At 58.6% G+C, this 23,200-nt stretch carries 21 protein-coding genes; 12 read left to right on the top strand and 9 right to left on the bottom strand.

Features of this window, described 5'->3' with window-relative positions:
- Window positions 1–44: 44 nt before the first annotated feature.
- The 5 genes from VEH04_11795 to VEH04_11775 all read right to left on the bottom strand — a co-directional run bounded on the left by VEH04_11795 (window position 45) and on the right by VEH04_11775 (window position 6,681).
- Window positions 45–1,298 (bottom strand): efflux RND transporter periplasmic adaptor subunit, encoded by a 1,254-nt coding sequence (locus tag VEH04_11795; GenBank protein ID HYG23458.1) that lies wholly within the window; start codon window positions 1,296–1,298, stop codon window positions 45–47.
- Window positions 1,295–1,711: a hypothetical protein gene (locus VEH04_11790; GenBank protein HYG23457.1), complete on the bottom strand. Its 417-nt coding sequence runs from the start codon at window positions 1,709–1,711 to the stop codon at window positions 1,295–1,297. The genes VEH04_11795 and VEH04_11790 overlap by 4 nt, the downstream gene beginning before the upstream one ends.
- A 40-nt stretch (window positions 1,712–1,751) precedes the next feature.
- The gene (locus VEH04_11785; protein HYG23456.1) at window positions 1,752–3,077 is read right to left on the bottom strand and encodes a TolC family protein; all 1,326 of its coding nucleotides are present in this window, start codon (window positions 3,075–3,077) and stop codon (window positions 1,752–1,754) included.
- Window positions 3,078–3,584: 507 nt separating this feature from the next.
- Window positions 3,585–3,902, bottom strand: coding sequence for a hypothetical protein (locus tag VEH04_11780; protein ID HYG23455.1), 318 nt, complete (start codon window positions 3,900–3,902; stop codon window positions 3,585–3,587).
- Window positions 3,903–3,972: 70 nt separating this feature from the next.
- Window positions 3,973–6,681 (bottom strand): S8 family serine peptidase, encoded by a 2,709-nt coding sequence (locus VEH04_11775; protein ID HYG23454.1) that lies wholly within the window; start codon window positions 6,679–6,681, stop codon window positions 3,973–3,975.
- A 138-nt stretch (window positions 6,682–6,819) separates the two neighbouring features.
- Between VEH04_11775 and VEH04_11770 the strand changes: the two genes are divergently transcribed.
- Complete coding sequence (locus VEH04_11770) at window positions 6,820–7,254, top strand: ferritin-like domain-containing protein (GenBank protein HYG23453.1); 435 nt, start codon at window positions 6,820–6,822, stop codon at window positions 7,252–7,254.
- A gap of 37 nt (window positions 7,255–7,291) precedes the next feature.
- Window positions 7,292–7,579 carry a DUF2934 domain-containing protein gene (locus VEH04_11765; protein ID HYG23452.1) on the top strand — a complete coding sequence of 96 codons (288 nt, stop codon included), beginning with the start codon at window positions 7,292–7,294 and terminating at the stop codon, window positions 7,577–7,579.
- Between the two features lie 73 nt (window positions 7,580–7,652).
- On the opposite strand, the gene mtnP is transcribed toward VEH04_11765, so the two are convergent.
- Window positions 7,653–8,516, bottom strand: a complete 864-nt coding sequence (mtnP, locus tag VEH04_11760; protein ID HYG23451.1) for an S-methyl-5'-thioadenosine phosphorylase — start codon at window positions 8,514–8,516, stop codon at window positions 7,653–7,655.
- A 103-nt stretch (window positions 8,517–8,619) separates the two neighbouring features.
- On the opposite strand from mtnP, the gene VEH04_11755 reads away from it, so the two are divergent.
- Complete coding sequence (locus tag VEH04_11755; protein HYG23450.1) at window positions 8,620–10,998, top strand: hypothetical protein; 2,379 nt, start codon at window positions 8,620–8,622, stop codon at window positions 10,996–10,998.
- Window positions 10,999–11,310: 312 nt separating this feature from the next.
- Window positions 11,311–13,110 carry an ABC transporter ATP-binding protein gene (locus VEH04_11750; protein HYG23449.1) on the top strand — a complete coding sequence of 600 codons (1,800 nt, stop codon included), beginning with the start codon at window positions 11,311–11,313 and terminating at the stop codon, window positions 13,108–13,110.
- A gap of 33 nt (window positions 13,111–13,143) precedes the next feature.
- Here the strand turns inward: VEH04_11750 and VEH04_11745 are convergent, their stop codons facing one another.
- The 3 genes from VEH04_11745 to ilvN form a co-directional block, all read right to left on the bottom strand.
- Window positions 13,144–13,788 carry a hypothetical protein gene (locus VEH04_11745; GenBank protein HYG23448.1) on the bottom strand — a complete coding sequence of 215 codons (645 nt, stop codon included), beginning with the start codon at window positions 13,786–13,788 and terminating at the stop codon, window positions 13,144–13,146.
- Between the two features lie 232 nt (window positions 13,789–14,020).
- Window positions 14,021–15,151, bottom strand: a complete 1,131-nt coding sequence (gene ilvC, locus VEH04_11740) for a ketol-acid reductoisomerase (GenBank protein HYG23447.1) — start codon at window positions 15,149–15,151, stop codon at window positions 14,021–14,023.
- Entirely contained in the window at window positions 15,105–15,578 is a 474-nt protein-coding gene (gene ilvN, locus VEH04_11735) for an acetolactate synthase small subunit (GenBank protein HYG23446.1), read from the bottom strand. Before ilvN ends, ilvC begins: the two co-directional genes overlap by 47 nt.
- A 343-nt stretch (window positions 15,579–15,921) precedes the next feature.
- On the opposite strand from ilvN, the gene VEH04_11730 reads away from it, so the two are divergent.
- From VEH04_11730 to VEH04_11695, 8 genes are read left to right on the top strand one after another with little or no spacing between them, the layout of a single operon-like run.
- Entirely contained in the window at window positions 15,922–16,872 is a 951-nt protein-coding gene (locus VEH04_11730; protein HYG23445.1) for an NAD(P)-dependent oxidoreductase, read from the top strand.
- A 3-nt stretch (window positions 16,873–16,875) separates the two neighbouring features.
- A complete protein-coding gene (locus tag VEH04_11725; GenBank protein HYG23444.1) occupies window positions 16,876–17,862 on the top strand; it encodes a cobalamin-independent methionine synthase II family protein in 987 nt (328 codons plus the stop codon).
- On the top strand, window positions 17,859–19,001 hold the full coding sequence (locus VEH04_11720) for a CoA transferase (protein ID HYG23443.1): 1,143 nt from the start codon (window positions 17,859–17,861) through the stop codon (window positions 18,999–19,001). Before VEH04_11725 ends, VEH04_11720 begins: the two co-directional genes overlap by 4 nt.
- Window positions 18,998–19,843, top strand: coding sequence for an amidohydrolase (locus tag VEH04_11715; GenBank protein ID HYG23442.1), 846 nt, complete (start codon window positions 18,998–19,000; stop codon window positions 19,841–19,843). The genes VEH04_11720 and VEH04_11715 overlap by 4 nt, the downstream gene beginning before the upstream one ends.
- Window positions 19,840–20,919 carry a Gfo/Idh/MocA family oxidoreductase gene (locus VEH04_11710; GenBank protein HYG23441.1) on the top strand — a complete coding sequence of 360 codons (1,080 nt, stop codon included), beginning with the start codon at window positions 19,840–19,842 and terminating at the stop codon, window positions 20,917–20,919. The genes VEH04_11715 and VEH04_11710 overlap by 4 nt, the downstream gene beginning before the upstream one ends.
- A complete protein-coding gene (locus VEH04_11705; GenBank protein HYG23440.1) occupies window positions 20,916–21,719 on the top strand; it encodes a fumarylacetoacetate hydrolase family protein in 804 nt (267 codons plus the stop codon). The genes VEH04_11710 and VEH04_11705 overlap by 4 nt, the downstream gene beginning before the upstream one ends.
- Entirely contained in the window at window positions 21,716–22,858 is a 1,143-nt protein-coding gene (locus VEH04_11700) for an L-rhamnose/proton symporter RhaT (protein HYG23439.1), read from the top strand. The genes VEH04_11705 and VEH04_11700 overlap by 4 nt, the downstream gene beginning before the upstream one ends.
- Window positions 22,855–23,193 (top strand): L-rhamnose mutarotase, encoded by a 339-nt coding sequence (locus VEH04_11695; protein ID HYG23438.1) that lies wholly within the window; start codon window positions 22,855–22,857, stop codon window positions 23,191–23,193. The genes VEH04_11700 and VEH04_11695 overlap by 4 nt, the downstream gene beginning before the upstream one ends.
- Window positions 23,194–23,200 lie beyond the last annotated feature (7 nt).

Raw genomic sequence — 23,200 nt, 5'->3', positions numbered from 1 at the left:
AAAGCGCGTTTGTGCGCTAGCCGTTATCAGCACCCGTTGCATCCCTAATGCTGATGCTCCGGGGTTGTGCTCATCGCTGAAATAGCGGCTTTCAACTGGCTCTCAGAATCCACAAGGAACAAGGCGCGGGTGACCACCTTCTCGCCCTCGCGGATTCCCTCAAGCACCTCGAAGTATTCATCCGTGCGCTGGCCAATCTTTACCTCGCGCGGTTCAAGGTGATTCATCTCGCCGTTGACAAATGCCACCCACCGCGTCCCGGTGTCGATCACAGCGCTCGCGGGAATGACGATCACGTCATCGGTCCGAAGCTCAAACTCGACAGTCGCCCACATCTCCGGACGCAATTCGTGTTTCGCATTAGCCAGTTCAAGTCTCACTTGGCCACGGCGCGTCTGGGGATCCAGGTGAGGGCTGATGAAAGAGACGGAACTCTCAAACGCCCGCCCGCCCAACGCTGGAAACGTGACCGTTGCCTTCTGTCCCAGAGTAATCAGCGGCAAGTCCGCTTCGTGGACCGACGCCTGGATCCAGAGATGCGATAGGTCAGCGATCTCATAAAGCATCTCACCTGGCTCGAACGCCTGGCCCTGGACCGCGGCTTTCGTGATGACGTGCCCGGACATCGGCGCGCGCACCTGGAGTTCATCAACGGCCCTGCCGCGTTCCTCAAGCTCCTTGATTTCGTTATCGCCGACTTCGAGCAGCGTCAATTTGCGGCGCGCGGTGTTCTGCAGATGACGCGCGGATTCCTTTTGCGCCGCCGCGCTGTTTGTCGAGTGCTGCAGGTTGCGCAAGGCCAGGAGGTAATCGGTTTCCGCCGTGAATAACTCCGGACTGTAAACCGTGAACAACGGTTCGCCGGCCTGGACCGCCTGGCCCGTGAAGTTCACCTGCAACGATTTCACCCAGCCGCCGAAACGCGGGGCGATCCGTGCGTAACGCGTTTCGTCATGCGTCACAACGCCAGGACTGCGAATCGAACCAATCAGCGGCCGCTTTTCGACCGTTGATAACGTCAGCCCGATCAGCTGTCGCTTCTCGGGTGCGAGAACGATTGCGACCCGGCCGGGGATGTTCGCAGCAGATTTGCTCTCGCCGCCGCCAGTGATTCGCACAAGGCTCATCCCGCAAATCGGGCAATCCCCCGGACGATCGCTTGTGTAAGTGGGATGCATCGGGCAGTGGAAGGCCGCGGCTTTGGCGACATTCTCCACTGGCGCGGACGATTCACCGCAACCCGATACAGCGGCAAGCGCAATCAATAGTGCGATCAGGCTGAAAGGAAGGCGGTTCATGGGTGAGCGGCGGGAGTTGAATCCGGCTTCGCCGCGCCGTGGGAGCAACCTGCATGCGGGTCGGCGGCGACTGTATAACCCTCAATGGGAGGATGTCCCGGCGGCAGCGCCATCTTTTGGGGCGCCGCTTTTCCGCCACAGCAACCTTCAGATTTTTCCTTCGTTTCGCTGGATCCACAACCGCTGTGCGAAGTGCAACCGCTCGAAGTACCTGCCGCCTGTGGAGCACCATGGTTGCACCCGGCGTGATCTGCGCTCGCAGCCGCATGAATATGCTCAGTTGCGGTGGTGTCAGCGACACGCTTCTTTGCCGGTTTCGAAGGCGTGTCGAAATACAGGACCCCAGCGGCGGTCGTAAAGCCGGCGAGCATGAGGATTCCGACCCAGTGGATTTTGGCAGCAATGAATTTCATTATTTGTTTGTTGTTGGTGGTGGGATGATGGTGTTGGAAATCATTGGGATGGTGACCCGGCAGGATTGGCGGCTTCGGGAATGGCCCCCAGCATCTGGAGTGCGGCAAGATCTCCGAGCCCGCAGCAGAGGACGAGATCGGACATCATTTCATACTGCTCCGCCACCGCGCGGGCGTACATCAGGCGGGCTTCGAGCCACATGCGGCGCGCCTCAATCATCTCCCGCACCGTCCCTCGATTCGCTTCCCATCCTGCGCGAACAGTTTCCATCGTCGCGCGCGTGCGCGGAAGGATTTCGTCGCGATACAACAATGCCTCTCGCTGCGCTGCGTCGATCTTGACGGTGAGCAGATGCACCTCTTCACGCAACGCTGCCTGGTAGTCTTCGAGTTCAAATTCCGTCGCTCTGAGATTGGCGCGCTCACGTTTGACGTCCTCGCGATATTTGCGTCCATTCACCCACGGAAGGCTCGTGCTAAAAACAAGCATGCCCTGCCGAAAATCTCCGTCGCCGGAATATTGGCGCGCTTCAAGGCCGACGCCGATTTCGGGAAAGCGCCCGCGCCGGGCTACTTCAACAGCGGCTGCGGCCTGCCGGATTTGCTCCCGAATCACGAGAATCTTCGGCTCGTATCGGAGAGCGAACTCAACCAGTTTCTCGTTGAAAACCACAGGGCCGGCAACCTCCGGCAGCCGGAGATCCGGCCACGCGGCATCGTGTCCTCTCCCAAGAAAGCGATTCAACGTTACCCGTTGCGCGCCCAGTCGATCGCGCTCGGTCTGCAGGGACGTCGTTCGACGGCCGTGTTCGTTGCTGATCTGCAGGACTTCGACCAGCGTCGCCTGCCCCGCTTCGTATTTGGAATCCATGGTGCGGCGCATCAACTCGAGCCAGGCGAGATCTTCCTCGGCGATGGCGACTACTTCGCTCGCCAAGGCGGTGCGGAACGCAGTGCGGGCGAACTCCGCACGCATTTGTTGAAACTGAAATTCTGAGCGCGCCAGTTCAGTGGTGGCTTCCGCGGCGGCAACGCGTCGGGTCCACTTCGGCCGTCCAAACAACGGAAGCTTTTGTTCAACGCCGTAAGCCACGTCGCCATCGTCCATGCGCATCTCGCGTTCCGCCGCCGTTCCCCCGACTCGCGCCATCGGATCTTCCCAAGTGCGAACCGCGGCCACGTTCGCTTCGGCAGCGGCCGTGCGCGATTGGGCGGCGCGCAGCGCAGGATTGTTGGTGCGCATTTCCTCGCTCAACGCGCTCAGGTATTCAGCAGCAAGGACAAGGTGGTTGGTTGCCAGCTGCGCCTGGACGGCGGCATCGAAGACAACCGTTGCTACGAAAAGAAAATAAATGAACCGTTTCATACTGATCTGCAGGGAAAGCACAGTTCCACGACACGAGCCATCGTTCCGCGGTGCGCCTGTGCGTACACACCACGGGCTTGAGAAGTCGTCGAATCAGATCAGGAGGATGCAGTTCCGGGCGTAAAGGCGGCTGCCTGTGGCCGGAGCCTGTGTGAGGGGAGCGGAAGAAGCCGGCTGGGGCTGTGGCAGTTCACGAACAAGAACGGCCAGAACCGGAGCCAGCAGATGACTGCCAAAAGAGAGACCCGGAGCCGCTGAAACGGGTTGCGGCTCCGGTTGGGGGATATCGGTCGCACAGCACTGCGTCTCACAACAACAAGAAGACGCGGCCGAGCCAACCACGCTGGCTCCTGCCACTCCCGCCTGAACGAACTGCGTCCAGAGGAGCAACAGGCTGCAAACAACTGCCAGCGCCGTTTTCATGGTGCAAACAATGCCATCAAACCAGGACCCGCGCTAAACCAATCTTGTTCTCCATTTGCCTGCGCTTGGTCCTGCCAGCAAGCATCAATGATTATGGCCCGCGTGGTCGTCCTTGGCTTTCGCCGCGGCCTTCTTTTCATTTTCCTGCATCTTCTTCAGGAATTTGTCGGGGTTCTTATCGAAATCCTTCTTGCAGCTTTTGCAGCAGAGCTTGATTTCCTGCCCGTTGTGTTCGAACACGAACGGCTTGCCCATGCCGCCGAGTTTCTCGTCACTGACCGCACAGGTTTCGAGCTTGTAAGGCTTGGCCGCCGGTTTGGAATCCGCAGCAACACTGTCAAGCGGCCCGCCAACGAGGGCGAGCATGGCTATTGCCGTGGAGATAATACGCATCGATTTCATAGTGTCTGTGAATTGACACCTATAATACGCCGAAGTTCAGGATTTGCTTCAATGAAAATAACGCAGCCTGTTATTGAACTCCGCGCACCCGGAAGAACTGGGCTGGTTCGCCATTGTAATGTGGCCCCACCCACTCCGTCTCCAGGAACGCGGCAGGCACGTTTGAAATGACGTTCATCAACGACACGTTCGTCCCGCCCAGGACTTCGAACATCTGGTTCGTTGAACCCGGCCAGGTCAGGCGCGTTCGTTTGGTTCCGGCAAGCTCCCACCACGAGAGATCCAGCACGACATCAGCCTTGATGTCAGCCCGCGTGCCCAGTGCCTGCTCGAGCGCATTCCACGATCCATCACCGTCGGGATCATCGCGCGGTCCAGACTGCAGTCCCGCGAGTTGCGTTGTCTCAAATGTGTCGTCAAGGCCGTCACGATCGGTGTCCACGACCTCAGTCCCTCGGATGATAAGGCTCAGGTGGGTGACCGAACCTGTCACGCCCGCGGCTTCATCGGTGACAAACACTGTCCAGGTTCCGGCGCTGCTCTCGAAGAAGTGATGCGTTGACCAGTACGTCCAATCCACAGGCCCGGGACTCGCATCGAACCCCGACGCCTGCAGCACACTGCGGGTTCCCTGCGGCGAAACCAGCGTTATCCGCAAGTCCCCGCGCCTGGCATGATCCGTCTGAACGCGCAGCCCGACGTATTCGCAAATCAGCGTGCGATCAACGTTCAAGGTTGTGGCAGTGCTTTGCAGCCGCAACCGCATGCGCGCGGTGGCGTTCGTTTCCGCATACGCCCGCAACCGTTCCCCGTCTCCGTGTCCAATAAACACCGCCGGGATTGGAGAATCATCTGTCGCCGCCATACCGTTCAAGCGATCACCACCCAGGTCGGGATTCACGTTCGTTGAATAGTTATAAACCACCGCGAAAGCCGCGCCCGCCTTGGCTGCGTTGGCGATCTTGTCGGCGAAATCGAATTCACCCCGCAGGATCAGCGCGGCCTTATTCGTCAGGTCGATTGCCGGAACCGTTCCCGCCAGGCCTATGTCGACGATTTCCAGGAATTCGGTTGGGTCGTCCGGATGCAAACCCAGGCCCGGCAGGCAGCGAATGGAATTCAATCCAGTCACGAGATTCTCGCCTGCCACCTCCACCCGAAGAGAGTCATCCAGGACAGGCGCCGGAACAGAGTGCTGAACGGTTTCAGTGATCAGTTCCCCGCGCGGAGTCCAGTCCAGCGCGATTCGAACGGCGATGCCTGCGTCCGGTATTCCGAATCCTACGTTTGGACTTACGACGAATCCCGCGCCGTTCGTGTGCAGCATTGGATCTGTGCGATCCGAATGGCGGGATGATAACGCAAGGATCTGCTGAACGTCGCGATAACCGAGGGAAGGGTTCGCCGACAGCATCAATGCAGCAATTCCGGAGATCTGAGGCGCGGCAGCCGATGTTCCGTTAAACCCGCCCGAGTTCCCGGTTTGAAAGGCGTAGTCCCACAGGTCCTTCGTTGGGCAATCCGGAAACAATGGATGGCAGAAGCTCAGCTGTGTCGAGCCGGCGGATCCCAGCAAGTCAGTTGTGAACAGTCCAACAGAAGCGGTTTCGAAATCTCCGCTCGGCGCACCGACCAGCACGGACGCCCCGGGTTCGCTATAACTCGCGACCTTGCCGTCCACGTTGACGGCGGCAACTCCGATGCTGAAGGGGTTTGAAACGTAACCATCGTCGTCCGCCCGCGCCGGCAGCTGCCGATCGTTTCCGGCAGATCGCACAATCACGCTTCCGAGCCCATTGCGTCCGACCGTGGCGGCGTTTTCCATTCCAAGCAATTCGAGCAATGCGGGTCCGTCCTGGCCGATGCTTCCATTTCCCGCACCCCAGCTGTGATTTTGAATATGCACGGAGTTCGATGAGAACTGATACATGTCGAACAGTTGCTCGTCGCTCGCCAGCGTGCCGAACGTGTCGAAAATGGCCCAACTCGCGAGTTTCGCCGAAGGCGCCACGCCGACCGTGCGGTGGTCGTTCTGACTCGCTGCGATCAATCCCGCGACAGACGTTCCATGCGCACCCACGGAACTCCGATTCACAGGGAAACCATTGGGGTTGTTAATGACGAAATTCCAATGACTTCCATTCGACACGGCCGCCTGCAGTTCGGGATGGTCCAATTCAACGCCGGTGTCGACCACAGCGACTGTGACTCCTTCGCCGCGGGTGAAAGGCCAGGCTGCGCGGACATTGATGTCGTTGCCCCTCGGCTGGCCATTGACGCGGTGCTCCAAATGCCAGTGCGAAAGGTAATCCGTTTCAGACGGCGGCGGCGCGTAAGGACCGTGCAAAGCCGAGGAGCGGCGAAATACGGGGTAACAGGCCTGAACCCCCTCCACACGCGAGAGCGCTTCGGCTTCGCGCACAGCAGTCCGTGCGTCCGGCGCCTGCAGGACAAATGTGTTTGTCGTGATGGTGCGACTGACTATGAGCGATCGCCCGTCGAGAAATCGTCGAAGCTGCGCCGGCTCGCGAAGCTGCAATACCACGCGCGCCCCGAGTTCCACCACGTTCGTCGACCCCGCCGTCGTCGCCCGCAGCGTTTGGGGTCCCGCGGACTTCGCAGCCGAGTTGGCAAGGGCATCCGTATGATCGATTTGAAACCGCATCGGCGCCGGCATCCGAAACTGATGTTCGGCAGCGAAGGCAGATGTAATGAAGGTTACGACAAAGCACAGCCCGGCCAGACCAGCCGTGGGACTCCAAGGCGAGAAACTATTCACAGGGTGGCACAGTACCAAGGCACACGGTTCGTGCAAAGCACGGAAACACGATTTCTCAGGTCTTTACCCTATTGTTGCGCTGCCCCGGCTTTGAAAGGTTGCTCGAACTCGATTTTGGGGAGAATCCCCGTGTTTATTATGAATCAAACAGCGCAAGCCAATGATGAATTGCTCCGGGGCCTGAACGATGATCTAGCCGCCGAGTGGGGGACGATCATGCGTTATACGTACCAGGCGGCGAAGGCGGTCGGGTTGCGCGGGATGGAACTTCGGGAGTTCCTGGAAAAGGAAATTCCCGACGAACTTGGGCACGCGAGGTTTTTGACGGATATCATCACGGACCTCGGCGGCGAGCCCGAGATGAAGGCACGGGAATGGGACCGCACGACGGACCTGAAGCCGATGCTTGAGATGGACCTTCGGCTGGAGCTTGGAGACGTGGAAAACTACACGAAGCACGCCAAGCTCGCCGAACAACTGGGGCTCACCGAACTCAAGGTGAAGCTTGAAGAAATGGCGGCAGACGAATCGCGTCACGCCCGCGACCTGAACAGAATTTTGAAGGGGCTGTAGCCCATCCTTCTAACGAAACAAAAACTAATTGAATTGTATGGCCAGAGAGTTGCCCAAACCGAACGCAATGAAACCGAACACACCAACCCAGGAAGAAATCTCCGCGCGCGCTTACCAGATATTTGTCGAACGCGGCTGCCCCGAAGGGCGGGATCTGGAACACTGGCTCGAAGCTGAAGCCCAGCTCAACGCCAGCACCCAGATGCAAACCCAAGCCCCGGCTGCGACCACGGCGAGCATCGGAACCTCCCCCGATTCACGGACGGCCACGCGCCAGACGCAGGGGAGGAAGGCGCAGAAGACCGCCACATCGGCTCGGATCTAAAACTCACACCCGCAGACAGCCGCGTCCGCGGCTGTCTGCGGGGATATTTGCGGGGTGGTTCGCCGTTTGCCCCCTAGAGATACTTTGCCAGCAGCGGCCTCAATTCCTTCTGCGTCTTCTTCGGCCAGCACTTTCGATCCGTCATGATGGCGTTTGCCAGCGCGCTGTGACACGGCCAAGCCGGCTCGGCCGGAATCTGCGGAATGGTTGAAGCGATGATTTCCTTCGCAAGCGTCGCGTTTTTCCGGAGATTCTCAATGATCATCTCCACCGTGACGTGCTCCTCGTCCACCTTCCAGCAGTCATAATCCGTTACCATCGCAATTGTCGCGTAGGCAATCTCCGCCTCGCGTGAGCACTTCGCCTCTCCCAGGTTCGTCATTCCGATAACGTCGAAACCCGATTTGTGATTGGCGATCGATTCTGCCCGCGTGCTGAAAGCCGGGCCTTCCATGTTGACGTATGTACCACCGTTGTGCACCCGAGCCTTGAGCGCCCTGGCGCTCTTGTGAAGCAACTGTCGCAGTTCCGTGCAGACGGGATCCGCGAACGCCACGTGCGCAACGATCCCGCGGCCGAAGAACGTGTGCTCAAAATCACGCTTGGTCCGGTCGACAAACTGGCCGGGCAGCACCACGTCGCACGGCTTGTACTTGGCCTGGAGTGATCCCACTGCGCTGGCGCTGATGATCCATGCCACGCCGAGCTTCTTCATCGCCCAAACATTGGCCCGATGATTCAACTCACTGGGCAGGATTCGATGCCCGCGCCCGTGTCTCGGAAGGAAGACAACTTCGCGTCCGCACAGTTCGCCTGTGAGAAAATCGTCGGATGTCGCGCCAAACGGGGTTTTCACCTTCACCCATTTCTGTTTCGTGAACCCGTCAATGTGATACAGCCCGCTCCCACCGATCACACCGATTCTGTATTTCGCCATGCGCGGTGATATAACAATCGACAGACTCGAAGTCCCGCATTTTTTAAGCAGCCACGCGCAGATTGCGAGACGGCCGTTGCCACGGATTTTCCTCTGGTCATCCATGAAGAATCTGCCACAGTTCTCCGCGTTGAAGGAGCCGACCAGCCCCATGCAACCACTACTCCGCTACATCGCGTACCTGTCGGGACTCACCCTGAGTTTGCTTGTCGTCCCCGCGTCCGCCGCGCTCTCCACCGACTCGCCTGTTCATTTCTTCACGAAAGTTGCAAGCCGATTGCTACACTCCGATCTTGGAATTGACCTTCAGCGGATTCCGGTCTATCCCACAAACCATTACACGCCGTCAGTGCATCGGCTGCTGCAGGTCACGGCCAATCTTTACGATTCCACGACAACCAATTGGTATCCGACGATTTTCCGTCCCACATTTTCTTCAGAAGGAACGAATCTCTTCATCAGCGGCTACGAGGAAGTCGACGCCACAAATCCGGCCTTTCTCTCGACGCCGAACCTTCTCGCGGATGTCGCGAACGGAATAACGCCATTTTCCGCAACGGGAAACTTCTATGAAGTTCCCTGGGTGATCGGCGTGAAGAAGGGTTTGCCTGGATTTAACAAACTCCTGTTGAACAGCATCTTCGTGGTGACGCGGCGCGTCCAGGTGTCCCGGCCGTCCCGCGAGGCCATGTTTTCCACCTACACCTTTGGACAGCAGGAGATCATCAGCCTCAACCACGAGTTCGGAGTGCAGTTGTGGAATCCGTATCTCCATGCGTTTCCCTATGCCGTGCAGGCACGGGCCGAAGGAAGGGTAAGGGCGATTCTCTCCCGGAACGCCGGGTACACCGCGACTCGCGAATGGGAAATCGATTTCGCACAGGCCCTCGAAAGCTGGCCTGGGATCACAAACCGGTCGTCCCCCAGAACTAATTCATTCGTGATCCCGGGGTTCACCAACATGGTTCAGTTGCAGAATCAGGTGTTCAACACTGGATCGAATCTGTTCCAGGATTGGAGTGGATCTTTCGACCCGCTGGAACTCACTTCACCTTCATTGCAGATCGACCTCGCGGCGAATGTCCGCGTGTTCATCCGCGACGTGCAAACAGGGCGTATCCTGGATTACGTGCAATTTTCAGGACCAACTCTAAAGCGAAACCTCAGCGAGGAACTGCGGACGAATGGGCGGGACTTTGATGGCTTATGGAACACGAATGTCGTGGGGAGCTCAAACCCGCCACGGTTGCAGGGCGTGAACTACCAATTAAGAATCTCACAGGGCTTGCCGCAATCGAGTGACTCCGAATGGAGCTTTTACGGCAGGCAAACACACGGTGGCAGCCGGGCCGCTGCGATAGCCCGATTCAAGGCATTCATGCTGGGCGCTTCCGCTTCGTTTGAGGGCACCATCGCCCAGAATCCCACCAACCTCGTCATGGAAGCTCCATTCGCCCCGATGCGACAACTGGCGGGAGTCATCGTTTGGGAAGCCAATGATCCGCTCGTGCATTATACCTTTCACGACCTGACAAACCTGGCAGAGGCTTACACGAACCTGGACATCAAGCCTGCCACACGGTCCTTTTCCTCCGCGTATCTTTTGAATCAACTCAGCGGGCGTTACAGTCCGTGGGGAGGCCAGCCGCAAAAACCCGTTCCCGATTCGCAGGATTACAGACTCCAGGATTCACGTGTTTGGTCGGCCAACGATTGGAACTTCCCGAAAGGCGAACCTTTGAGCCTGGCGAACCTCGGCCAAATCCATCGGGGCACGCCCTGGCAAACGATTTACCTGAAATCCGAGGAGGGCATTTCGCTCGACGCGGCCGCCAAATGGTACTGGATGTTGTGGACTGGCAATGTTGATTGGTCCGACGCCATGCAGACGATTCCCGTTCGAGATCGAACCCTCGTCAACGTCCTGGCGCCAATGCTGCGAACCAACTCCGCACGCGATCGATTCTCCATCAACGAACCGAATCCTGAGCGCTGGCGTGGTTTGATGCACGGGCTGGTTGTCATCACCAACTCCGAACCTGAGGCACTGATTGTTGTCCACTCAAACGAGGCACCCGCAATGGCCGTTGCGGATGCGATCGCCTCCGCACGCGCATCCCTCCCGGGTGGATACTTTCGCAAGGCTGGGGATCTGCTCTCGATCCCGACGCTCAGCGATCAATCACCGTGGCTGGCGCCATTCTTCCCGCCCGCCACGCCGTCCGATGCCGCGATGGAAGCTCTTCCGTCAGCGCTGTTGCCCTTGCTGCGGGACGATTCGATTGGAGAGGCGAAGCCCATCGGCGGAATGCTGGTCCTGCAATTTTCTGCAGAGGAAGGCGAGACTTACGTGCTTGAAGGGTCGGACAACCTGCTCGAGTGGATGGCGATCCAAACGAATGCTGCGAGCGCGGATCATCTGTCCTTCAGCCTTTCCCAAAACGCAGCCGAACGCACCTTTCTTCGCACGCGATTGCAGTAGCCTTTCCCCTGCACAAACGAACGCAGCCGCGTCTCGATGATTTCGGCGTATACCCTATTGCCTGTGTAATCCGGTTTCGCGACGTTCCGCCGTATGAAACCCCGATCAGCAACCCGATCGAATGCGCGCACGCGCAGCAGCGTAGCGCCACGCCGTTCCCGCAGCGCGCTGCCTGCAACAACCCGGCGTCCCAAGCCCGCAACTCGCCGCAAGGCCGCGCCCACGGCAAAAAAGACCGCCAGTCCGCGGACATCTTCCCGCTAGGATCCTGCCCCCCTGCCTCGCCCTTCCCAAGCGACGAGGCTGTATCGTGTGTCACGAGACGATTCCTCGCCAACTGGTTTACCCCCGCGCCCGCGGAAAAGGCTGCGGCGGGCGCTAAAGTTCGCGCTGCCGTTCCGCCGCTCGGTCGCGATCATCTTCGGCATCACGCTCGGGCTCGCAGGCATCAACGCTGCCGAGCCCCTCGTCCTCAAGTTCATCTTCGACAACGTCATGCCGGGGACATCCACGGAGGTCCTGCTGTATGGCATTGCTCTCCTGATTGGCATTGGAATCTTCCGCGAGATCGCCAGCGCGTTCACAAGCTGGCTCACATGGCGCGCGCGCCTCGGGATTCATTACACACTCCTGGAAAACACCGTCGAGCGGCTGCATCGAATGCCCCTCAGCTTTCATCGAGCTGAAGGTGTGGGCGCGATCATGACGCGGTTGGATCGCGGCATCCAAGGTTTCATCAACGGGATCACACAGATCCTGTTCAACGTTTTTCCCGCGGTATTATATCTCGCCATCGCCATCACCGTGATGTTCAGCCTGAACTGGAAACTCGCCGTCATCGTGATCTGCTTCGTCCCGTTGCCCGCCATCATTGCCGCGCTGGCCGGACCTGAGCAAACCCGGCGGGAGCGGGAGCTTCTCGATCAATGGTCCAAAATTTATTCGCGGTTCAACGAAGTGCTTTCGGGGATCGTGACGGTGCGAAGCTTCGCAATGGAAGACGTCGAGAAACGGCGCTTCCTGAAGGACGTAAACGCAGCGAACAAAATCGTGATCCGCGGCGTGGGCATCGACACCGGCCTTGGTGCAGCGACAAATCTCGTCGTCACCTTTGCCCGCATCGCGGCGATCGCGCTCGGCGGCCTTTTTATCATCAAGGGCAGCATCAGCGTAGGCACCCTGATTGCCTTTCTCGGATACGTCGGCGGGCTCTTTGGACCCGTTCAGGGGTTGACGGGAATTTATCAAACAATTCAGAAGGCTTACGTGTCGCTCGACGAAATTTTTTCCATTCTCGATGTGCAGGACCTGCTAGGGGACGCGCCGAACGCCGTGGAACTGAAACAGGTGAAGGGACACGTTCATTTCTCGGGTTTGAAGTTCCATTACGAAGAACGCGACCGGCCCATCCTGGATGGAGTCGACCTCGAGGTGCCGCCCGGCCAAACCCTGGCAATCGTTGGACCAAGCGGGTCCGGGAAGACGACGCTGATGGCCTTGCTGATGCGTTTCTACGATCCACAGGAAGGAGTGGTGCGCATCGACGGACACGATATCCGTTCAGTAAAACAGCGTTCGCTTCGCCGGAATATCGGCACGGTGCTGCAGGATCCGCTGCTGTTCAACGACACCATTCGCAACAACATCGCGTACGGCCGGCCAGAGGCGTCACCCGCCGACGTCGAAGAGGCCGCCCGGGCCGCAAACGCTTACGGGTTCATTTCACAAATGCCGGAAAAATTCGAAACAATGGTGGGCGAGCGGGGCAGCCGGATGTCCGTGGGAGAACGACAGCGCGTGGCGATCGCGCGCGCACTGCTGAAGAACCCGCCGATCCTGGTTCTGGACGAAGCCACATCGTCGCTCGATGCCGAATCTGAGGCATTGGTTCAGGAGGCGCTGGATCGGTTGATGAAAGGCCGCACCACGTTTGTGATCGCGCATCGACTCGCCACGGTGGTTCATGCCGATCGCATCATCGTTCTGAAGGCAGGCCGGATTGCGGAATCAGGAACCCACGAACAACTGATGCGGGTGGGTGGCTATTATTCGACGCTGGTGGAGCGTCAGACACGCGGATTGATTCGCAATGAAGGCGAACCCGAGCACTGAAATCCTGATGACGATCGGCTAACCCGCTCCTGTTTATTGGTCCGGCTGAGGTGGTGCTGGCGGTATCGCCGGTGTTGCTTCCGAACCTGCGGGAACGCGCAGGGAACGCATGGGCATTGGCAACTGGCGCGAAGGCAAACCGGGGTTTGCATTGGCGTTGGGTTGCGGAAGTTGAGGCACCCCGCCCGGCTGCTGGGGCGTTCCGGGAAGAGGCAATGGCATGGGATTGGCAGGACGGTTCGGCGGCGGAATCATCCCGGGAATTACGGGCGGCGGCTGGGCCTTGGCGCCGTCGGTTTTAAAATCAAGCGTCTGCTCAATGCCATGATTTTTAACAAGGACCGCTCCCCCACGTTCGTCAATGGAGAGCACTTCGATTTCGCCCTGCCGTTGTCCTTCCGTGAGCATGTACGTTTCCGGCGGCTTGTTCGGCACCGCAACGCTCATCAGTGCGCGTTTGTTGCCGAGAATCGTTGTGATGCCGGTGAGCGTTATCTTCAACGGCGGCGCGGGTGGCGGCGCCTCGGCGACGGGAGCCGGCGGCGGCTTCAATCCGAACACGTTTCTCTCAACAATGGCCTGGTAAGGACCGCTTCCAGTCGCGGCCATGCACGCCTGAACGCCTGAAATGGCGAGGCCGAAACCCAGAAGGCAGGCAACTGATGGCGCTCCGTGCATGTGCCCGAAAATATCGCAGCTGGTTTTCAAACACCACGGGGAAGTTTTGGTTACGATTCGTGGCGCAAGTTGCCTGACTTGCTTATCGACAGCTTCCAGGACGGCTGCTCAGCAACGTCGAGCGGGAAGGAAACCTGTCCAACCTCCGCAGTAGCACTGGGCACTGCGATATGCGGCGCAGGCACAAAAAAAGCCGCCAGTTGCCGGCGGCTTGGATAATCGTGTTGATCGATCAGTATGCGGCCTGGGCTCCCTTGATGGATCGCTTCTGCATCCAAGGCATCATTGCCCGAAGTTTGGAACCGGTCTTTTCGATCGGATGCTGCTCGCCCTTTTTCAGCAGCGCATTGTATTTCTTGTAGCCGCCCTCATATTCCTTCACCCAATCCTTGGCGAACTTGCCAGATTGGATGTCCTTCAATGCCGCCTTCATCCGCTTCTTCACGCTGGCGTCAATGATCTTCGGCCCGACGGAGATGTCGCCCCACTTGGCCGTTTCGGAGATGGAAAAGCGCATGCCGCTGATGCCCGCCTCATTCATGAGATCGACAATCAGCTTCAGCTCGTGCAGGCATTCGAAATAGGCCATCTCGGGCGAGTAACCCGCCTCGACCAATGTCTCGAACCCGGCCTGCACCAGCGCGCTGGCGCCGCCGCAGAGCACAGTCTGCTCGCCGAACAGATCCGTTTCCGTCTCCTCCTTGAAGTTCGTCTCGATGACACCCGCGCGGGTGCCGCCGATACCCTTGGCCCATGCGAGCGCGATCTTCTTCGCGTCCTTGCCTGGATTCTGGTACACCGCGATCAGGCTGGGCACGCCTTTGCCTTCGGTGTATTGGCGCCGCACAATGTGGCCGGGGCCCTTGGGCGCAACCATGATCACATTGACATTGTTCGGGGGGACGATCGTCTTGAAATGAATGGAAAACCCGTGCGAGAAGAGCAGCGTCTTGCCCTTCGTCAGATTCGGCTCGATGTCCTTCTTGTAAGCAGCAGGCTGCTTCGTGTCAGGAAGCGCCACCATGATGACATCGGCGCGCCGCACAGCTTCAGCGGTGGTGAACACTTCGAAGCCCTTGTCTTTTGCGACGGGAATCGACTTGCTGCCTTCGTAAAGGCCGATGATGACCTTCAGTCCGCTTTCCTTGAGGTTGAGCGCGTGGGCGTGCCCCTGGGAGCCGAAGCCGAGGACCGCGAGCGTTTTGTTTTTAAGGACGCCCAGATCAGCGTCTTTGTCGGTATAGACTTTTGCCATAAAAGAATTGGAAGTTGAATTTAGGGTTGAATGAACCGCAAGGTTTGCCCGGCAGCGGCAGCTATTTCCGCGACATCGCCGCCTTGCCAGTCCGGGTGAGATCGACAATCCCGAAGGTTGCCATCAGTTCCAGGAACTTGCCGATCTTGCTTTCGTCACCCGTGATTTCAATGGTCAACGTCTTCTGCTGAACATCGACGATCTTCGCGCGGAAAATATCCGTGACCTGCATGACTTCAGCGCGGCTCTTGGAATCCACAGAGACTTTGACCAGCACAAGTTCGCGATCCACATACTCGCCTTCGCGAAAATCCTGGATCTTGATGACATCGGGAAGGCGATTCAGTTGCTTCACGATCTGTTCGAGCGTGGCTTCGTCGCCATGCGTGACAATCGTCATCCGCGAAGCGGTGGCATCGTGTGTGGGGGCGACATTCAGCGAATCGATGTTATACCCGCGGCCGCTGAACAATCCGGCGACGCGCGTGAGCACGCCGAATTTGTTTTCCACCAGAACTGAAATTGTGTGTCGCATAAAAGCCCGGTTGTACGGGGACGCGCAAGCTAGCAATGCGTCCGGAATGGGTCAATTTGCAATTTCTGCGGCAACTTTTCTCGGATGCGCGCCTCCCGTGGCGGCAGGGATCCTTGCCTGCCGTGGAACCGGGCTTCCAGCCCGGTGGAAGGAACCTTAAACGAAGCCGAGCGCAATAGGAGGATCTGAGTGTCGCCCGATCCAAGACACAGCAAGTCCCCTGCTCTTTCTCACTTCCAATTCTGCCATTTCACTTTTGAGTTCTGCCACCCCCGCAGTTTGGTTTTGACTCGGTGCGTCCAATGCTCTTGCCTGCCGCCATCAACTGTTTCCCGGACTTGGCGTGAAATTTCTGGTTACTGGCGGCACTGGTTTCATTGGCTGGCGCGTCGTGCGCAACCTCCTCGACCGCAACCTCCCGGTGGTGATCGGAGACTGCCAGCTGGACCAGCACGTTCTCCCGCGGGTTGCCGGCGCGGAACTGGCCACGCTCGACGTGTCCGACGCCAGCTCGGTTCGCGCCGTTTTTGAGCAGCATCCCGGCATCTCCCACGTCATTCACCTGGCATACCTGATGAGCGCGGAGGTGGAGGCCAATCCACACCTCGGCGCGAGCGTGAACATCCTGGGAATGATCAATTTGTTCGAAACCGCCGTCCGCCAAAAACTGGCGCGCCTCGTTTTCGCAAGCAGCGAAACCGTGTATGGCGCGTCGCAGGCGCCCTATGCCGGGCGCGATGTCGTGGAGGAGGATTTCTGCGGGCCAGCGGATCACTTCTTTACGTATGGCGTCATGAAAACCCTTAACGAATTCATGGCGCAGAAATACGTGCAGAAGCATGGCGTCAGCATCGCGTGCACGCGTCCGCCCGTGGTCTTCGGTTACGGCCGCAAGCGCGGGTCGGTTCTCTGGGCGGAGGATTTTGCCACGCTGCCGGCACTCGGCAAACCCGTGAAGCTTCCCTTTCCGTCGCACACGCGCGATTGCTGGATTTACGTGGACGATTGCGCTGAACAATTGGTTCGGCTGGCGCTGAAGCCGCAGTTGTTGCACTTCGCCTACAACAACGGCGGCGAATCTGTCACGGCCGCCGAGCTCGCAGAGCGCGTTCGGGAATGGCTGCCGGGTGCGGAGATTCAATTCGATGAATCCAAGCCCACAACGCCATTGATCGATCGCATGAGCGGCCGCAGGCTGGAACAGGAAATTGGATTTTCACCGCGCCCGTTGCGCGACGGCATTCGCGCGCACATCAATGAAGCTCGCGCGGCGAATGGCCTGCCACCCGTTTAATTTATGAATCGATTCCGCAACACCGTTGTCGGCAGTTACCCGCGTCCCAGCCAGGTTGAAGACACGCTCAAGAAACCGACGCTCAGTGAATCCGAGATCGCCGGCCTCATCCGCTGGGCGGCGAAGGATCAGTCCGATCTCGGGCTTGACGTCATCACGGACGGCGAGGCGTACCGCGAGAACATGTATTACTTTTACCAGAAGCGGCTGGACGGCATTTCCATGGAGAACATGCCAAGGAAAACATTTGGCAATGCGGGGTTTGGGATCGAATGCGCCCGCGTGGTCGGCGAAATCAAAAACCCGAAATTCAACCTGGCACGCAATTGGAAGATCGCCCGCGAAGTGGCGCCGAAGCACGTGCAGGTAAAGCAAACCGTCACTGGCCCGCATGTGCTCACGCGGTTCAGCGTGAACGAGCGGCCGGACCTGTATCCTGATGAACAGGCGCTGTGCCGCGCGTATGCGAAGGTGCTTGGGGAAGAACTGCGGGCGGTGATCGAGGCGGGCTGCCAGTTCATTCAGTTCGACGAACCGATGTGGACCGAAGCGCCGGAACAAAGCGAATGGGCGGCAGGCATCCTGAATGAGTTGATTGAATCGCTGCCGAAAGTGCGCGCCGGCCTGCATGTGTGCGGCGGAAATCCGCGGCGCAAGCGCGTGTACTTCACCAAATACACCGACCTTGTGCCTGCGTTCACGCGCGCGCGCATTGATGAAGTCTCTCTGGAACACTGCACGCTCAGCTACGACCTGATGGACTTGTGGAAGCTCTGGCATTTCAAGGGCGACCTCGCGCTCGGCGTGATTGACCAGCGCAGCGATGCCATTGAAACAGTGGATGTCATTCGAAAACGCGTTGAACCCGCCCTGCGGCATTTTCCGCGCGAGCGCCTGATTCTCACGAGCGAATGCGGGTTCGGGCATGTGCCCTTGGAGATTACGCGCGCCAAGTTGCGCGTGCTCGTGGAAGCGTGCGGAGCCTTATGAAGCCGCTGGAAGGAATTCTCGTTCTCGACTTCAGCCAGTTCCTTGCAGGGCCCGCCGCCGCGTTGCGCATGGCGGATCTCGGCGCGCGCGTCATCAAAATTGAACGGCCTGGAAGCGGAGATCTCTGCCGCCAGTTGTATATTTCAAACCTTGGAATCGAAGGTGACAGCACGTTGTTTCATTCCATCAATCGAAACAAGCAGAGCTATGCGGCTGACCTGAAAAACCCGGCGCACCTTGCCGAAATCAAATCGCTGTTAAAGAAGGCGGATGTCGTCCTGCAAAACTTCCGCCCCGGCGTGATGGCACGGATCGGATTGGAATATGAAGACGTGCGCAGGATCAACCCCCGCGCCGTATACGGCCGCGTGACGGGTTATGGAACGGAAGGTCCCTGGGTGGATTTGCCGGGGCAGGATCTGCTTGCGCAATCCGTTTCCGGACTCGCGTGGCTGAGCGGCGACGCAGCACAGGGCCCTGTGCCGATGGGCCTTGCTGTTGCGGATCTCGCGGCGAGCGCGCATCTCGTTCAGGGCGTGCTTGCGTGCCTGGTGCGCCGCGGGATCACGGGCGAAGGCGGGCTCGTGGAAGTGAGCCTTCTTGAATCCATTCTCGACCTGCAGTTCGAAGTGTTCTCAACGCACCTGAATGACGGCGGTCATGAACCCAGGCGCAGCGCTGTTCGAAACGGGCACGCGTATCTCGGGGCGCCTTATGGAATCTACCAAACTGCGGACAGTTGGATGGCGCTCGCGATGGGATCTGTCACACGGCTCGGTGAACTCCTGGAATGCGCCGCATTGCAGGAGTATCAGGATCCCAAAACGTGGTTTAGCCAGCGCGATGTAATCAAAGCCAAGCTGCGGGAACACCTTGCAGCCAAACCTGTTGCCTGGTGCCTTGAGCGTTTGCGCGCAGCGGATTACTGGTGCGCGGAAGTCTTGACGTGGTCGCGACTGCGATCCGAGGAAGCGTATCGCGTGCTGGGCTGGGAACAGACAGTCACATTGCCAGGCGGCTCTGAAGTGCGCACGTCGCGTTGTCCCATCCGCATCGATGGCGAACGCTTTTACTCGTCACTTGGCTCTCCGCGCATCGGCCAGCACAACGATCAGATCAAAGCAGAGTTTGGGCTATGAAGGTGATCGACACCCACCAGCACCTCCTTTATCCAGATCGATTCCGTTATCCATGGTTGAAGGATGTCCCGCCTCTCAGCGGCGCTCGGTTTGGATTGCAGGAATACCGCGCTGCTGCGCAGAACACGGGAATTGAGCAGACGCTGTTCATGGAGGTGGATGTTGACGAATCCCAGATGGAGGAAGAAGCGAGGTTCTTCCTGGACCTTGCCGACGATTCTGCATCGAACATCATCGGAGTCATTGCCGCAGCCAGGCCGGAGCGCGGGGACTTTGAAGCGCAGGTGAATCGAGTCATGCATCCGAGGTTAAAAGGATTTCGGCGCGTGCTGCATACGCAACCCGACAGCCTCTGCGAAGATTCCCGGTTCATCGCGAATATCGAAACACTTGCGCGTTACCACCTGACCTTCGATCTCTGCCTGCTGCCGCGCCAGCTTCCCCGCGCAAGCCGCTTGCTGGGAAATGCCGGGGACGTTCAATTCATTTTGGACCATTGCGGCGTTCCGAACATCAAGGGACACGAAATGGACGCATGGCGCGAATCCATCCGCAGGATTGCGGCATTTCCCAACCTGGCGTGCAAGGTCTCGGGTGTAGCCGCGTATTGCGATCCTGCGCAAGTGACTGTCGAAGCAATCCGCCCGTATGTGGAGCATTGCATCGATTGTTTTGGATGGGATCGCGTGCTGTTCGGCGGCGACTGGCCCGTTTGCAACCTGACTGCCAACCTTTGCCGCTGGGTTGAGATCATCCGGGAAATCCTCGGCGCGGAAAGCGTCGCGCGATGCGAACAGTTCTTCCATCGCAACGCGGAGCGCATTTATCGTTTGAATCCATGACACCATTGGCTCCGCACGATCTGCAGCAGGCATGGCCGGCGCCGGCTCGCCTGCGGCCGATTGTGCTGATCGGGGCTGGCGGAATTGTGCGCGACGCGCATCTGCCTGCGTATCGCAAAGCCGGTTTTCCTGTGGCGGGAATTTATGATGTGAATGCCGCGGCGGCACGGGAACGCGCGCAGGAGTCTGGGGTGCGGGTATTCGATTCCTTCAAGGAAGCGACGAATATTCCGGACGCAGTTTTCGATTTGGCAACCCCTCCCGGCGCGCATGAATCCGCGCTCAGCGAACTTCCCGACGAATCCGTGGTTGTCATTCAAAAGCCGATGGGCCGAAACCTTGCCGAAGCGCAGCGTATCGTGGATCTCTGCCAGCGGAAGCGGCTGAAGGCGGCCGTGAACTTTCAACTTCGATTCGCGCCGTACATGCTCGCAATGCGAGACCTGGTTCAACGCCAGGAACTTGGAGAACTGGTCGACGTGGAAGTTCACTTGAACCTGGAAACCCCTTGGGACCTGTTCCCGTTTCTTGCGAAGGAATCGCGGGTTGAGATTCTTGTGCATACCGTGCATCACCTGGATTTGATCCGCCTGTTCCTCGGTGATCCCGGGCGGGTGTTTGCCCGGACTGTGAAGCATCCGCGCTTTCCAAACCTGGCCAGCGTCCGCTCCAGCATCATCCTGGATTACGGCGAATGGAAACGCTGCTGCCTTTCGGTGAACCATTGTCATCGATTCGGTTTGCAGCACATGGCCGCGAGCATACGCGTGGAAGGCACGGAAGGCTGTGCCATTGCAACGCTCGGGCTGCTGCTCGATTACCCGCGCGGCGTGGCGGATCGGCTCGAAGTGATCGGACGCTCGTTCCCGCAATGGACTGGCATCCCGCTCGAAGGGCGCTGGTTTCCTGACGCGTTCATCGGCGTAATGTCGAACGTGCAGCGGTTCGCGGCTGGCGAAGATGCCGCGCTGGTTTCGCCCGTGAGCGACGCACTGGAAACCATGCGGCTTGTAGAAGCGTGTTACGAATCAAATCAACACGGCGGAATTGAATTGAAGAAGGTGAATCCCAAATGAGAATTATTCGATACCAGGATCGTGACGGAAACATCGGTCATGCCGCTCAACAACCGGACGGTTCCGCGCTGAAACTCGAGGGCGACCTGTTTGGCAGCCTTAAGACAACGTCAACAAAAGCCGACGTCTCGAAACTCCTCGCCCCTTTGGTTCCGACATCGATCCTGTGCATCGGATTGAACTATCGCCACCACGCGAATGAAACGGGCGCAAAGATCCCGCAGTTCCCCGTGTTGTTCATGAAGTCGCCGGGCGCGCTGCAGAATCCGGGCGACCCGATTCGGCTTCCGCGGCATCTGCGCAGCAACGAAGTGGATTACGAATGTGAGCTCGCGGTGGTCATCGGAAAACCCGGCAGAAATATTTCACGCGCACGCGCCCTGGAACACGTCCTGGGTTACACCTGTGCAAACGACGTGAGCGCGCGCGACTGGCAGAAGCAATTCGGCGGCGGCCAATGGTGTCGTGGAAAAACATTCGACACCTTCTGCCCTCTCGGTCCGTCCCTTGTTACCGCGGACGAAATTCCGATTCCCAACAGCCTGCAGCTGCGGACCGTTGTAAACGGTGAAACGCTGCAGGATTGGAACACGAACGACATGATCTTTGACGTTCCGACGCTGATCGAGTTCCTCAGTGGAAGCACGACGCTGCTCGCAGGAACCGTGATTTTGACAGGAACGCCTCACGGCGTCGGCATGGCCCGCAACCCGCAGCGCTGGCTCCAGCCAGGAGACCAGGTCAGTGTTGAGGTGGAAGCCATCGGCACCCTGACCAACCCCGTCGTTGAAGAATCGTGAATACTGTCGCCTCCAATCCGCTCCTGGGCATTGCGATGCATGCAATTGGCGCATTGTTTGCCGCAACGTGTTACACGCCGCAAAAACGCGTGCGCCGCTGGTCGTGGCAGACATACTGGCTGACGCAGGCGGCGTTCTGCTGGTTTCTGCTGCCGATCCTCGGAGCGATGGCAACGATCCCGCATCTGTGGGATGTCCTGCAGGCAGCACCTCGCGATGCGATGGTGCGATCGTTCTTGCTCGGGGCGGCTTACGGGATAGGCGGCACTGCGTTTGGCGTGGCGATTCGGCACATTGGATTTTCCCTCACGTATGCCATCGCGGTCGGGTTGTCGGCGGTCCTCGGCACGCTGATTCCCCCGATGGTTCACGGCACCCTGGGCGGAACACTTAGCAAACCGGGCGCACAGTGGGTGATTGTCGGAATCCTCGTTGGAATTGTGGGAATCGCGATGACAGGGTTCGCAGGACGGCTGAAGGAAACCGATCTGACGCGACAGAAGAACAAAGGCGACTTCTCACTCGGAAAGGGGCTGGCGCTCTCGTTGCTGGCTGGCGTTTTGTCGGCGGTTTATGGGTTTGCTCTCGACGCAGGCAAACCGATCGCGCAAGTAGCGGCGGATCACGGCGCGGGTGTCTGGCAAGGGAACGTCGTTTATATTTTTTCGAATACCGGCGCCTTCATCACGACTGCGATTTATTGCCTCTATTTGCATCGCAAGCATAAGACCCTTGGCGAATTGGTTGAGCTGCCTGCGGGAACTGAAAAGGCGTCGTTGCCCGTCAACTTCGTGATGGCCGCAATCACTGGCCTGTTCTGGTATGGCCAATTTTTCTTCTACAACCTGGGTCACGTGCGGATGGGCAACTATGAATTCACGAGCTGGGCGCTGCACATGATCATGCTTGTGCTGTTCAGCAATCTTGTGGGGGTGGTTCTGCGCGAATGGAAGCAATGCCGGCGCCTGACGCACGCGACGATTTTAGCAGCACTGCTGGTCTTGACCGCGTCGGTGTTGCTTCTCACATACGGCAACCACATCGGCGACAAGGCTGCGAAAGCGGGCGGGGATCAGGCAGCAGCAAAATTATTCATCGCAACCGAACGCGATCGGCAGGTGCGGAACGACTTTTTATGAAACGCTACGGATCAGTTATTGGCGTTCGCGCCGAGAAACTCGAGGAATATAAACAACTCCACGCAGCAGTGTGGCCGGACGTCCTGCGCATGATCAAGCAGTGCAACATCCGCAACTATTCCATCTTCCTGCGCCGGCTTCCCGACGGAGAGCACTACCTCTTCAGTTATTTCGAATACACCGGAACGGACTTCGCGGCCGACATGGCAAGCATGGCGGCCGATCCAGCAACACAGCGCTGGTGGTCGGTATGCATTCCGTGCCAGAAACCGTTGGAAGATCGCTCAAAGGACGAATGGTGGGCCGCAATGGAAGAGGTATTTCACCTCGAGTAAAAACTCG

The sequence above is a fragment of the Verrucomicrobiia bacterium genome (assembly GCA_035629175.1).
Classification (GTDB): domain Bacteria; phylum Verrucomicrobiota; class Verrucomicrobiia; order Limisphaerales; family DASXHY01; genus DASXHY01.
The sequence above is the reverse complement of the archived record's forward strand: the minus strand, read 5'-3'. Positions and strand labels throughout refer to the sequence as shown.

Excerpts from the sequence above, each read along its gene's own strand:
- VEH04_11705 (HYG23440.1), top strand. The coding sequence starts at position 20,916 with ATGAGAATTATTCGATACCAGGATCGTGACGGAAACATCGGTCATGCC.
- VEH04_11785 (HYG23456.1), bottom strand. The coding sequence starts at position 3,077 with ATGAAACGGTTCATTTATTTTCTTTTCGTAGCAACGGTTGTCTTCGAT.
- VEH04_11755 (HYG23450.1), top strand. The coding sequence starts at position 8,620 with ATGAAGAATCTGCCACAGTTCTCCGCGTTGAAGGAGCCGACCAGCCCC.
- VEH04_11725 (HYG23444.1), top strand. The coding sequence starts at position 16,876 with ATGAATCGATTCCGCAACACCGTTGTCGGCAGTTACCCGCGTCCCAGC.
- VEH04_11790 (HYG23457.1), bottom strand. The coding sequence starts at position 1,711 with ATGAAATTCATTGCTGCCAAAATCCACTGGGTCGGAATCCTCATGCTC.
- VEH04_11770 (HYG23453.1), top strand. The coding sequence starts at position 6,820 with ATGAATCAAACAGCGCAAGCCAATGATGAATTGCTCCGGGGCCTGAAC.
- VEH04_11780 (HYG23455.1), bottom strand. The coding sequence starts at position 3,902 with ATGAAATCGATGCGTATTATCTCCACGGCAATAGCCATGCTCGCCCTC.
- VEH04_11795 (HYG23458.1), bottom strand. The coding sequence starts at position 1,298 with ATGAACCGCCTTCCTTTCAGCCTGATCGCACTATTGATTGCGCTTGCC.
- VEH04_11720 (HYG23443.1), top strand. The coding sequence starts at position 17,859 with ATGAAGCCGCTGGAAGGAATTCTCGTTCTCGACTTCAGCCAGTTCCTT.
- VEH04_11765 (HYG23452.1), top strand. The coding sequence starts at position 7,292 with ATGGCCAGAGAGTTGCCCAAACCGAACGCAATGAAACCGAACACACCA.
- mtnP (HYG23451.1), bottom strand. The coding sequence starts at position 8,516 with ATGGCGAAATACAGAATCGGTGTGATCGGTGGGAGCGGGCTGTATCAC.
- VEH04_11745 (HYG23448.1), bottom strand. The coding sequence starts at position 13,788 with ATGCACGGAGCGCCATCAGTTGCCTGCCTTCTGGGTTTCGGCCTCGCC.
- VEH04_11695 (HYG23438.1), top strand. The coding sequence starts at position 22,855 with ATGAAACGCTACGGATCAGTTATTGGCGTTCGCGCCGAGAAACTCGAG.
- ilvN (HYG23446.1), bottom strand. The coding sequence starts at position 15,578 with ATGCGACACACAATTTCAGTTCTGGTGGAAAACAAATTCGGCGTGCTC.
- VEH04_11715 (HYG23442.1), top strand. The coding sequence starts at position 18,998 with ATGAAGGTGATCGACACCCACCAGCACCTCCTTTATCCAGATCGATTC.
- VEH04_11710 (HYG23441.1), top strand. The coding sequence starts at position 19,840 with ATGACACCATTGGCTCCGCACGATCTGCAGCAGGCATGGCCGGCGCCG.